The 11,872-nt window shown below is 69.2% G+C and carries 8 protein-coding genes; 7 read left to right on the forward strand and 1 reads right to left on the reverse strand.

Annotated elements, in window-relative coordinates; all coding sequences use genetic code 11:
* The first annotated feature begins 262 nt into the window (after positions 1 to 262).
* The 7 genes from VZQ01_RS43240 to VZQ01_RS43270 all read left to right on the forward strand — a co-directional run bounded on the left by VZQ01_RS43240 (position 263) and on the right by VZQ01_RS43270 (position 11,280).
* Complete coding sequence (locus VZQ01_RS43240) at positions 263 to 1,771, forward strand: hypothetical protein (RefSeq protein ID WP_426746560.1); 1,509 nt, start codon at positions 263 to 265, stop codon at positions 1,769 to 1,771.
* Between the two features lie 172 nt (positions 1,772 to 1,943).
* Positions 1,944 to 5,039, forward strand: a complete 3,096-nt coding sequence (locus VZQ01_RS43245; RefSeq protein ID WP_426746561.1) for an amino acid adenylation domain-containing protein — start codon at positions 1,944 to 1,946, stop codon at positions 5,037 to 5,039.
* A 202-nt stretch (positions 5,040 to 5,241) separates the two neighbouring features.
* Positions 5,242 to 6,840 carry a hypothetical protein gene (locus tag VZQ01_RS43250; RefSeq protein WP_426746562.1) on the forward strand — a complete coding sequence of 533 codons (1,599 nt, stop codon included), beginning with the start codon at positions 5,242 to 5,244 and terminating at the stop codon, positions 6,838 to 6,840.
* 278 nt (positions 6,841 to 7,118) lie between these two features.
* The gene (locus VZQ01_RS43255; RefSeq protein ID WP_223751126.1) at positions 7,119 to 7,655 is read left to right on the forward strand and encodes a DUF4833 domain-containing protein; all 537 of its coding nucleotides are present in this window, start codon (positions 7,119 to 7,121) and stop codon (positions 7,653 to 7,655) included.
* Between the two features lie 232 nt (positions 7,656 to 7,887).
* Complete coding sequence (locus VZQ01_RS43260; protein WP_426746563.1) at positions 7,888 to 9,045, forward strand: endonuclease; 1,158 nt, start codon at positions 7,888 to 7,890, stop codon at positions 9,043 to 9,045.
* Positions 9,046 to 9,303: 258 nt separating this feature from the next.
* Positions 9,304 to 9,957, forward strand: a complete 654-nt coding sequence (locus tag VZQ01_RS43265; protein WP_426746564.1) for a hypothetical protein — start codon at positions 9,304 to 9,306, stop codon at positions 9,955 to 9,957.
* Positions 9,958 to 10,233: 276 nt separating this feature from the next.
* Positions 10,234 to 11,280, forward strand: coding sequence for a serine/threonine-protein kinase (locus tag VZQ01_RS43270; RefSeq protein WP_426746565.1), 1,047 nt, complete (start codon positions 10,234 to 10,236; stop codon positions 11,278 to 11,280).
* A 66-nt stretch (positions 11,281 to 11,346) separates the two neighbouring features.
* Here VZQ01_RS43270 and VZQ01_RS43275 read toward each other — a convergent pair whose 3' ends face one another.
* Positions 11,347 to 11,868, reverse strand: a complete 522-nt coding sequence (locus VZQ01_RS43275) for a hypothetical protein (protein WP_223784368.1) — start codon at positions 11,866 to 11,868, stop codon at positions 11,347 to 11,349.
* Positions 11,869 to 11,872: the final 4 nt, after the last annotated feature.

The raw sequence follows: 11,872 nt of genomic DNA on the forward strand, positions 1-11,872 counted from the left end.
AGCGGCGCCCGCCGGCAAGGCGTGCTCGCCCAATGGACGCACGCGGGACTGCTGCCAGGGTGAGCAGCTCACGGGGGACTGCTCCTGCTCGTTCGGCATCTGGGCCTGCACGGCCTTCGCCCCGTAACCCCCATGCGGGTGTCCTCCCTTTCGAGGGAGGGCACCTGTCCGTCCCTGAATAGGGGCTCGCCTCGCTGGCGGATAGGGGAATCCCTTCCGCTCATCCCATCCTCCGTCGGTTGTCGCCACGGAGGAGAGGGACATGCAAGCGAGACATGTGTGTGTGCTGATGGGTCTGGTGTTCGCCGGCTGCGGGGGCCCCACCCGACTTGAGCTTCGAGGCGCGGGCGTCTCGCCCCCCACCCGCTCCACGGCGGGCTTCCGGGGAGCCACTGCGCACAAGGAGATCACGGAGCAGGTCTGCCCGGGACTCCCCGCGCGCCTCGCCGTGGTCATCCCCCCCGGCTCGGGCGCCACGCTCAACGGCCCCTTCCCCGAGTGGTTCGCCGACGTCGAAGGCACGCTCTACTTCGCCACCAACCTGTTCGACGGAAGCGCCGCCCTCTGGCGCAGCAACGGCACGGCGGTGGGGACGACCCGGGTGAAGTCCTTCCCCGCGGCGTCGGTGGGAATCCCCGCGCTGCGCAACCTGATACCCGTGGGCCCTCGGGTGTTCTTCCTGCTCGACCAGCCCGCGACGGGACGCGAGCTGTGGGTCAGCAATGGCACCGAGGCGGGCACGCACCTGGTCCGGGACCTGACCCCTGGCCCTGAAGGCACGCACCTCAGCTTCGTCGCGGCCCAGAACGGGAAGCTCACCTTCCTGCGCCAATGGAGCCCCACGCCCGGGGCACCGGAGCTCGAGCTGTGGCACACGGATGGAACGCCCGAGGGCACGCTGCGCTTCGCGCGCTTCGGTCCGGAGTCGACGCTCGGGAACATGTCGCTGCGCGTGGGCCCCTACCAGCTCTTCTTCCTGTCCTCGGCGGCGCAGGGCACCTCCCTGTGGCGCACGGACGGCACCGCCGCCGGCACGGCCCTCGTCAAGAAGGTCGATGCCCAGCAAGTGCCCATCACCGGCACGGGACAGGCCGGTGACGTGGGGCTGTTCCTGTTCGTGGACGGAGCGAACACGGAGGTGTGGAGGACGGATGGCACCGCGACGGGGACCCGGCGGGTGGATGCCTTCGGCAAGGGTGTCACCCTGCTCGGCACCTTGAAGGGCAATGCCTACCTGGCCTCGGTCGACGCCACGAGCATGCGGATGCGCATCCAGAGACTGTCGTTGAGTGGCGGCGGAAAGGGCGCGGTCGTCACCCTCCCCAATCCCCATGCGGGCGAGGAGGCGGCTTATCCCTATCTGCAACAATACACTGTCTCGGGAGAGCGGCTCTTCTTCTCCGTGGCCATCGCGAGCCCCGGGCCCGCACCGCGCGCCGCGACACTCTGGACCTCCGACGGCACCACCGCGGGCACCTCCGCCCTGTCGGAAGCGCTCAGCCTGAGTGACGAGTACACCTCGCCCCTGTTCCCGGTGGGCAAGGGCGCCGCCGTCTTCGCCGCCTCGGCGCCGGGCGAAGGGCTCGAACCCTGGTTCACCCACGGCACGGTCGCCTCCAGCCTTCCCCTGGCGGACATCGCGACGCGCGGCGAGAGCTCGCTCCCGGAGGGCTTCACCCGCGTCGGCGACCGCATCTATTTCCGCGCCATCGATGACACCGGCTCCTTCCAGGTGTGGTTCATCCCGCTTCAAGACTGCGACGACACCTGAGGCAGACATCGAGCCCGCATGAACAGACGCTGCGGGCACGCCCCACGCCCGCATGCGCCGCCTGCCTTATTCGAACACGCCTCCACAAGGAATTTCATAGACAAACACCCAATTACTATTAGACAAATGTCGAACCCCCACCCGACACATCCATGAGGAGCGCGCGACGAGCATGCACATCATCGAATCCCCATCGAAAAGCAGCGCTCCTGCAGGACTTTATCCGTCTCAGGCAGGGCTCGCGGACCTGTGGAAGGCCCAGGTCCGCCTCCAGCCCGGAGCCGTCGCCATCCACTGGGGCGTCAGGCGCGTCACGTATGACGCCCTGGACCGCCGGGCCAATCAGCTCGCGAACGCGCTGCGCAAGCGAGGCGTGGGCGAGGAGACGCCCGTCGCCGTGGCCATGCGGCGCGGCATCGAGGCCATCGTGGCGCACGTGGCCCTCGCGAAGCTCGGGGCCTCTCACGTCCCGCTGGACCTCCAGCACCCTCGCGAGAGAATCACATACATCCTGGAAAACTCCGGCACACAGGTCCTCCTCACCGAGACCCTGACGGAAGAGACGCATTGCGCCCGGGCTGGATTGAGCTGCCTTTGCCTGGAACGCGACGCGGACGGCGTGGCGCGCGAGCCCGAGACCTTCACTGGCCCGCGCGACACCCCGGAGCGACGGACATACATCATGTACACGTCCGGGACGACGGGGCGCCCCAAGGGCATCGAGGTCCTCGCGAAGGGCATCCGCCGGCTGGTCATCGACAATCCCATCCTCGGCATCCGCTCCGCGGAGCGCGTCACGCAGCTCACGAACCACGCGTTCGACATCTCGCTGTATGAAATCTGGGGCGCGCTGCTCAACGGGGCCGCGCTCGTGGTGGTCTCCAAGGCGACGCTCCTGGATCCCCAGGCCTTCCGCCAGGCGCTGCGCGACATGCGCGTCGACGTGATGACCATCGCCACCGCCCTGTTCAACATGGTGGCCCAGGCCTGTCCGGATGCCTTCAGCGGGCTTCGGCTGGTGGTCGTGGGGGGAGAGCGCGCCAACCCCCGCCTCTTCCGCGCAGTGCTGGAGAACCACCCTCCCGAGCGGCTCGTCAACGGCTACGGCCCCACCGAGGCCTCCATCTACGCGACGGCCCACGAGGCGCGCCTCCAGGATGCCTTGAGCGGGTCCATCTCCATCGGGAGGCCCATCGCCCGCACCGAGGTCTTCCTGCTCGATGAGGACCTGCGCCCCGTGGTGCCAGGACAAACCGGAGAGCTGTGCCTCGCGGGAGAGGGCCTCGCGCGCGGCTATCTCCACCAGCCGGAGCTCACCGCCGAGCGCTTCCCCACCGTGTCCGGGCTGAAGGATGGCCAGGCGCTGCGCATCTACCGCACCGGAGACCTGGCGCGGTGGCGCGAGAACGCGACGCTGGAGTACCTGGGCCGGGCCGACCATCAGGTGAAGATTCGCGGCCACCGCATCGAGCTGGACGAGGTCTCCAAGTCGCTCCTGCAGAGCGGGCTCGTCTGGGACGCGGTCGTGACTCTCCAGGAGCGACCCGATGGCGAGAAGTCGCTGGCGGCTTTCGTCGTACCCAAGGAGACCGGCGCGGGCCTCGAGGACGCCCTCCGCGATTTCATGCGCGACAGGGTGTCGGAGCCCATGGTGCCGTCTCGCTTCGTCATGCTGGAGCGGCTCCCCGTCACGGTCAATGGCAAGGTCGACCGCGCCGCGCTGCCCCACCCCGTGTCGCCCGGCGGCGCCGCGGCGCACCCACGAAGCGCGCCCCCGTCGGAGGACCCGGTCGTCGCGGGCGTGAGCGACATCTGGACCGAGCTGCTCGGCGTGGAGACCGCGTCTGCTGGCGATGACTTCGTGCGCCTGGGCGGCAACTCCCTGATGACGGGACGTCTGGCGCTGCGGCTGCGCGAGAAGTTCGGCGTGGGCCTCTCCGCGCACGCCCTCCATGAGGCGCGGACGTTGGGGGACTACATCGAAGCGGTGCGGCAGGCCCTCGTGGGTGTCCAGGATGAGGGCCGCGCCATCGCGGGCCCCGACGCCTGGCGCGAGGACGCGCGGCTGCCCGAGGACATCGCCCCCGCTCCAGGCAGGCCGGTGGTGAAGGGACGCGCGTTGGAGGACATGCGCTGCATCTTCCTCACGGGCGCCACGGGCTTCCTCGGCGCCTTCATGCTCCGCGACCTGATGCGGATGACGAAAGCCCAGGTGGCTTGCCTCGTCCGCGCGAGGGACTCGGAGACAGGGCTCGCGCGCATCCAGCGGGCCCTGGAGAAGTACGACCTGTGGGAGGACGGCTTCGCCGCGCGCATCGAGCCGGTGCTCGGAGACCTCGGCGTGCCCCGCATGGGCTTGAGCGCAGGGCAACGACAGGCCCTCGTCGAGCGGGCCGAGGCCATCCTCCACGTCGGCGCGCACGTGAACTACGTGCAGCCCTACGAAGCGCACAAGGCCGTCAACGTCGATGGCACCACGGAGGTGCTGCGGCTGGCCGCGCTGGGGCCCACGCCCGTGCACTACGTGTCCACCATCGCCGTGTTCGGTCCCACCGGTTACTTCAACGGCACCCAGGTCCTGCGCGAGGACGAGGACCTGGACAAGCACCTGGACTGCCTGCGCTACGACCTGGGCTACTCCGCCAGCAAGTGGGTGGCCGAGAAGCGCGTATGGGAAGCCGTCGAGCGAGGGCTGGCGGTGAACATCTACCGCTCGGGCTTCATCATGGGACACACCCGCACGGGCGTCGGCAATCCAGATGACTTCGTCGCGCGCTTCGTCCGCGGCTGCGTCCAGATTGGCAGTTGCCCCATCCTCCCGCGTCAACGCAAGGAGATGGTGCCCGTGGACTTCGTCAGCGGTGCCCTCCTCGGCATCGCCTCTCGCGAGGGCGCCATCGGCAAGGCCTATCACCTGGTGCCCCCCTCCCCTCGCGACTCCATCGACATGGACTCCCTCTATGACCTCCTCGACGACTGTGGTCAGCCCCTCAGCCGCGTCCCTTACGAGGAATGGGTGGACCGGCTCATGAAGGACCCCCGCGCGGCCGACAACCCGCTCTGCGCCCTGGTGCCCATGCTCTACGAGCAGGTCTACGGCGGCGGCTCGACGCGCTGGGAGGTCTACGAGGGCATGCCTGTCTACGACGCCCGCAACACCCGCGAGGCCCTCGCGGGACTCGGGCTCGGGTTCCATCGCCTGGACCGCGAGCTGATGTCCCTCTACCTGGACGACTGGCGCAAGAAGGGCCTGCTTCCCACGTGTTGAGGCGCGCCACGGCTCCCCGTGAAGCCGCGGGGGTCCGCCGTTTCGACCTCCGGGCAGACCTCCGCAAGCACCACACCCGACGCGCCCGGATTGCGCAAAACACACGCGGATGATTTCGCGGTGAGGGATTGATTCGCTAAGACAACCAGAGCCAAGGTGCCCGCGCGTATTGTGACCGCGGCATTTCCATCAGGAGGTCTTCGTGAAGCGGTCTCGTTTCTCCGCGGTACTCGGCTCGGCATGCGTGGTCTGGTTGGTCGGATGTGGCGCAGCCCCCGGACAGGAGCAGGAACTGGATGATGGGCAGGCGAACATCGACCCGGGGACGGAGAGCTCCCCCACCGATGGGGGCCCCACCCCCGACGCGGGCCCCACCCCCGACGCGGTGCTGGTGACCGACACCACGCGCTTCTACACGTCGGTGGGCATCGCCGAGCAGGTCAATGACCTGTCCGCCAACCCGCCCGAAATCCTCGTGCAGCAGGGCTCCACCTTCCAGCTCATCCTCGGCTCCGCGGTGCCGGGCGGCTGGCGCTTCAATGGTGTGCCCTCCGGCCCGTTCTACCTGCGCACCGGCGCCACCCACGTCATCACCGACGCGCGCCACATCGACCTCGGCCGCAACCGCCTGGGGCGGATGGACGCCGAGTACTCGAACAGCTACCTCACCGCGCTGCAGATCAACCTGCTCAACCTGGCGCCGTGGCAGAACACCTGGAGCAGCCAGCAGCCCGGCTCCAGCCTCCAGCTCACCTCCGGTGAGGTGGACCTGTTCGGCTATGTGAACGTCTTCGACCAGATTCCCGACGGCCAGACGACGCTGCTCACCAACCAGGCCGACCTCAGCCTGAGCAGCGGCTACAACCTGCCCACCTTCGACGCCTCCAAGGGCGACCGGATGTATGTCAATCAGCTCAGCCAGTTCAGCGCCGGCACGGCGCCGGATGGGACGGCGCTGGGCTACGCCGCGGTGGAGCGCTCCGTGCAGATGGGCGCGTTCGACTACGTGCCGGACGGCATCACCCCGCTGCCCGTGACGGGCTACCTGCAGCCCACGCCGATGCGCGAGTTCCCCATCGAGTGGCGCCTGCCCGCGTACACCCAGTTCGCCACGGACGTGCACCCGCAGGCCACCGGCTCCACGCCCCTCTTCGAGGTCCTCCCCAACGCGCACAACACCGGCGGGCGCTGGGTGGGCTACTCCGGAGAGCTGCTCAACCTGTTCCTCCCCCGGAACGCGTCGTTCAACTTCACCAGCCGCCTGAAGTTCGGCAATCCCTTCCCGTCCAGCTGGGGCCTCGTCGGCATCCACAGCTATCCGTTCCGCGTCCTGTCCCCGGTGCCGGATGACTCGGGCGTCTCCATGTACCTGTCGGGTCGCCTCTACTCGTACGACGTGTTCGACAACCTCATCGCCGGCCCCGTGCAGCCGCAGGTGTCCCCGCCCCGCTCGCTGACCATCGACGGCGTCCCCGCGAACGTGCAGCGCGAGGTGGGCACCAACAGCCCCGTCCTCGCCTGGACGCCGCCCACGCTCGGCACGCCCCACGCCTACCGGGTGACGCTCTACCGGTATGACGCCCAGCTGCGCTTCCTGATGCCCGCCGGCAGCATCTACGCCCCCGGCTCCACCACCCAGGTCCGCCTGCCTCCGGGCACGCTGCAGCCCGACAGCATCTACTACCTGCGCGTGGCCTCCATCGTGTCGCCCGGGTTCGACCTGAGCGAGCCCTTCACGTCGCTCGAGAAGCTGCCCTTCCACAGCGCCGAGGCCATCAGCTCCTTCTTCACCACGCCGTGATGCACCACCCGGGCCTGGGGCACGCACCGCCCGGGCCCTGGGTCCAGCCCTCCCTGGCGGTTCGTCATGCGGCCGCCAGGGGCCGGGGTTAAGTCAGGCCACGCGCGGGCGCCCACCGCAGGACACCCGGGCGCGTGTGAAAGCAGACCCGGGCCGCCGTCCATGCTAGGCACCGCCCGGCCGCAGGGCTCGGGCCGGGTGACAGCTGGCGGCGGCTGGGGTGTTTACCTTCCCAGCATCGCCGTCCGCGTCACTCCGCCGTGAAGGGGGGAACCGTCGTGCACCGCAACCTCTGGCTCAGGACCGTCGTCACCGCCGCGCTGGCGCTCATCCCCTCGCTGGCCGCCGCGGAGCCGTCGCCCCAGGAGCCATCCGCCTTCTTCCTCTCTCGGAGCGAGAACCGCAACCAGGTCCACTACGCCGTGCGGCTCGACGAGGCCTGCCATCCGGTGGGGAGCAAGCCCGTGCGCGTGTACTGGCGCATGCTGGAGCGCGGCGAGTCGGAGGTGGAGGACCTGCTCGGTGTCGAGCAACCCGCCTACGGCCTGGAGGACACGCAGCAGGTGGAGCTCACGCCCGACGGGGGCCGCGTCCGCATCCGCCTGCGGGCCTTCGCGGATCGCCCCATCGACCTCACCACCACCCAGGTCCAGGGCGGCGGCTGCGCCGTGCAGGCCTGGACGAGGTTCGGCGCCGGCCCCGCCCAGCTGCTCCACATCTTCGTAAAGACGTCCTGGCCCTTCTCCGTCGACTTCGTCCGCCTGGATGGCCTCGGCGCCGACGGCCGGACGCAGACCGAGCTCCTCCGGAACTGAGCCTCCGCGGCTTCAGGCCGCCGCCAAACCCTGGAAAAAACGTCAATATCGCCGGGAAATCCCCAGTTTTCCGGCGTCATCAAAAAAGACACGGAGACGGGACAACCTGTGACGCGTCGTTGCCGATAATGCCCGCATGACCAGTGTCGTCGGCCCCCGTCGCTCGCCCCTCCCTGCCCGCCCGACTGAAACTGAGACCACCCGTGAGACGTCCGCCCCCCGGACGGCCTCGGTGGCTCGCAACGAGTTCGAGCCCTCGCGCTCCGGACTCGCGGGCCTGTCGCCCTCCCTGCTGACGAAGCTCGGCGCCGTCTTCGTGCCGGTGAAGCCCACCGTGTCGAACGCGGCCGCCGAGGGCCTGAAGGCCGCCGCCGGCGCCCAGGCCGCCCCGCTGGTCCACACCACCAGCCCCAACGCGGCCATCAAGGACAACGCCACCGTCACCAGCACCCTGGACGTCGCGGACGACGCCAAGGTGGAGTCGCTCAAGCTGGACCTGGACATCGCCCACACCTACCGCGGCGACCTGACGGTGAAGCTGACGGCCCCCTCCGGCAAGAGCGCGGTGGTGTCCAGCCGCCAGGGTGGCTCCGCCGACGACCTCAAGGGCAGCTTCGACCTGACCGCCTTCGCCGGCGAGTCCACGAAGGGCACCTGGACGCTGGAGGTGCAGGACCAGGCCAAGGGCGACACGGGCACGCTGAAGCAGTGGGGCCTGAACATCGTCCCGGAGACGAAGGCGCCCGAGCCGGATCCCGAGCCGTCGGATGACCCGTTCGACGGGCTGCGTGACGACGCGCTCCTGCGCGCCGTGCGCGAGTCGTCCTCCGACAAGAAGGTCGTCAGCTACAACGAGGCGCGCCGGCTCATCTTCACCAGCCTGGACGTGAACGCCGCGGGCAACGTGGAGTGCGTCTACACGGGCCTGGAGACCAAGGGCGGCAAGATTCCGAACAACGCGGTGATGAACGTGGAGCACACGTGGCCCCAGTCCAAGGGCGCCACGGGCGCGGCCAAGAGCGACCTGCACCACCTGTTCCCCACCGACAGCAAGGCCAACTCGCGCCGCAGCAGCTTCCCGTTCGGCGAGGTGGTCAACGTCAAGTGGAGCCACAACGGCGCCAAGCTGGGCACCGACAGCAAGGGCAACACCGTCTTCGAGCCGCCGGACTCCCACAAGGGCAACGTGGCGCGCGCGATGTTCTACTTCTCCTCCACGTACAACAAGCCCATCCCCAACGACGAGGAAGCGGCCCTCAAGGCGTGGAACAAGCTGGACGCCGTGGACGCCGCGGAGATCGAGCGCAACCGCCGCGTGGCCAACATCCAGGGCAACACCAACGCCTTCGTCGACAACGCCAACCTGGCGGACCGCATCAAGGACTTCTAGGCGCCCGCTTCACGCGCCGCTGAGCCACGGGGTTGGACGGTGCCCACCGTCCAGCCCCGTCTGTCTTTGGCGCCGGCGAGCACGACATGGCCGCCCCTGGGCGCGGAAGGCGGTCCTGACAATCCTGTCGCGAATCGAGTCCCCCATCGCCCGGGCACACGGGCGGGGTCGACGGGGATGACGCGAGGCATGGGTGTTGCTTGGAGACAAACGCCACCCAGCAACAGGAGCGACACCCTGAAACGCATTGCCCTCGCCATGCTGCTCCTCCTCGCGCCCGCGGCGCACGCGCAGGGGGAGCACGACTCCGCTCCGAAGAACGCGCTCTGGCTGTCCCCGGTGACGCACCTGTCGCTGCTCCTGGTGGGCCCCATGACGGAGCGGCTCCACCTGGCCCTCCCCGTCGGCTTCGGGCGGAGCTTCTCGGAGAGCACCACGGGCGTGCTCGAGGTCACCCCCATGATGACGGCCAACCGGTGTGACTTCGAGCCCTCGCGCTGCTCCAAGCTGCGGCAGCTGAAGGTGACGCTGGGCGTGGCCTGGAAGCCCTCGCCGCGGCCCCGAGGCCAGGGCTTCTTCCTCCAGCCGCGGCTGTCGGGCACCTGGAGCCGGGAGACGCTGCGCTACCGCCCCAACGGCAGGAACTACTCGCTGCAGTACGAGGACGAGCAGGGCTTCCAGGTGACGCTCGGCCTGGACGTGGGCTACCGGGCGGTGACGCGCGGCCAGGCCTTCTTCTTCGAGCCTCTCGTCGGCCTGGGCGTGGGCTACAGCTTCAACCAGCGCCGCGACACCGTCGACATCGGCGCGCAGTATGCATTCATCCGCAACAGCGACGACGTGGTGGCGCGCGGAGACCGGGCCATCCTCGACGTGGACATGGACCTGGTCCGCATCGGCTTCCTGTTCTGAGTCCAGTGTCGCGGTACTCGCGGACGGCTTCGCTCTCGGGGCCCGAGAAGCGACGCCTCACGTCCCGAGACAGTCACCGCGGCGCCTTGCACACCCAGTCCGACTCATCAAGGCTTTCGAGGTATCAACGACTGAAACATACGTCATCAGGCGGATACCCCCTCGCCATGTGCGCCACTTGGGTATACCGGTTGATTCATGAGTCGCTCGTCAGCTCGCGTTGGAACTTTGCTGGGTCAGAGGTATCAGCTGCGTCAGCGAATCGGCGTGGGGGCCATGGGCATCGTCTACGAGGCGGCGCCGGTGGACGCGGAGGACGTGGTGGCCATCAAGGTGCTCCAGCAGCACCTGATGGACGATGACGCGGTGCTGGCGCGCTTCAAGCGGGAGGCGCACGCCACCGCGCGGCTGAGCCACCCTCACCTGGTCCAGGTGAAGGACTTCCAGTGCAACGAGGACGAGCCTCCCTTCATGGTGATGGAGCTGCTCCGGGGCCAGACGCTGCGGCTGCTGCTCAAGGAGCAGGGCCCGCTGCCCGTGGCCAGGGCGGCGACGCTGGCGCTCCAGACGCTGTCCGCGCTCGACACCGCGCACAAGGCCGGCGTCATCCACCGGGACATCAAGCCGGACAACCTCTTCATCGTCACCGGCGACCAGGTGAAGGTGCTGGACTTCGGCGTGGCCCGGCTGCTCCACGAGGATGACGCCCGCTCGGTGGGCGCCGAGGCCGGAGCGTGGGTGGGCACGCCCTCCTTCATGCCCCCCGAGCAGGTTCGCTGCCTGCCGGTGGACGCGCGCGGGGACGTCTATGCCCTGGGCGCCTGCTTGTTCCAGATGGTGACGGGCCGGCAGCCCATCGACGTGGCCGACACCGTGGCCCTCTTCTCCGCCATCATCGAGCGGGTGCCGCCCCTGGCGTCGGAGCTGCGTCCGGACGTACCCGAGGACTTCGCCCGGCTCATCGCCCGCGCCTTGAACAAGGACCCCGCGGAGCGCTTCGCGACGGCCGAGGAGATGGCGGACGCGCTGCGGCCCTGGGCCCAGGTGGAGAAGGCGGTCCCCACCCTGCGGCTCGTGGAGCGCCCTCCCGAGCCCGCCGTCGTGGACACGGGCCTCGACGACGATGACGAGGTGACGCAGCTCGAGCCGGCGCCCCTGGAGGCGAAGGTCGACGCCGCGCCCGTGCGCTCACAGGTCAGCGCCGATCCGAAGCCAGCTCCCGCCCCCAAGCCGGTCCGGAGACGCTCCCCCTGGAGGGACAACCTCCTGGTGGTCGGCGCGACGCTGGTGGGAATCGTGGTGGGCGTGGCGCTCGGGCTGTAGCCCGGAACCACCGCTGCCCGCTGGAGGCCTCACGGTCCCCAGCGAGCAGCCCCCTCCCCCCGTCTCTCAGTGGACGACGAACGTCGAGGGCAACAGCACCTTCGCGCCGCGGCCCTGGAAGAAGCTGTCGTTCAGGTGCAGTTGGACGACGACATGCTTGCGCTTCTCCAGCTCCGCGCGCCGGGTCGTGAACAGGAGCGAGCCTGAGCGCGCGTTGATGAGGCCCGACCCGCCCGACGTCTGGAACGCGCCCACGTCATCGAAGTGAACCCGGACGTCCGCCGCGTCCGCCTCCGCCGGGAGGTAGAAGTACCCCAGCAGATAGGCGTGGTCCGTCCGCGCCAGGTCCATGGCCCGCGCCGCGGGCGAGAGCTGGAACGGCACCAGCCGGCCCTGCACCATCACCTCCACGCGCCCCACGCCCAGCATCAGCTTCTCGTAGTCCTCGGCGTCCTGCCCCAGCAGCCGCAGCTCGAAGCGGTCTCCCTGGGGGACATCGATGGGCACCGTCTCGCCGCCGTCACACGCGGTCAAGGACAGCGCCAGGAACACTCCGGACAGGATCTTCCAATTCGGATTCGTCGACATGTCA

Origin of the sequence: Myxococcus faecalis, assembly GCF_050039385.1 — a bacterium.
Taxonomy (GTDB): Bacteria; Myxococcota; Myxococcia; order Myxococcales; family Myxococcaceae; genus Myxococcus; species Myxococcus fulvus.

Coding starts and splice junctions, on each gene's coding strand:
- VZQ01_RS43270 (WP_426746565.1), top strand. CDS start 10,234: ATGGGCATCGTCTACGAGGCGGCGCCGGTGGACGCGGAGGACGTGGTG.
- VZQ01_RS43240 (WP_426746560.1), top strand. CDS start 263: ATGCAAGCGAGACATGTGTGTGTGCTGATGGGTCTGGTGTTCGCCGGC.
- VZQ01_RS43245 (WP_426746561.1), top strand. CDS start 1,944: ATGCACATCATCGAATCCCCATCGAAAAGCAGCGCTCCTGCAGGACTT.
- VZQ01_RS43275 (WP_223784368.1), bottom strand. CDS start 11,868: ATGTCGACGAATCCGAATTGGAAGATCCTGTCCGGAGTGTTCCTGGCG.
- VZQ01_RS43265 (WP_426746564.1), top strand. CDS start 9,304: ATGCTGCTCCTCCTCGCGCCCGCGGCGCACGCGCAGGGGGAGCACGAC.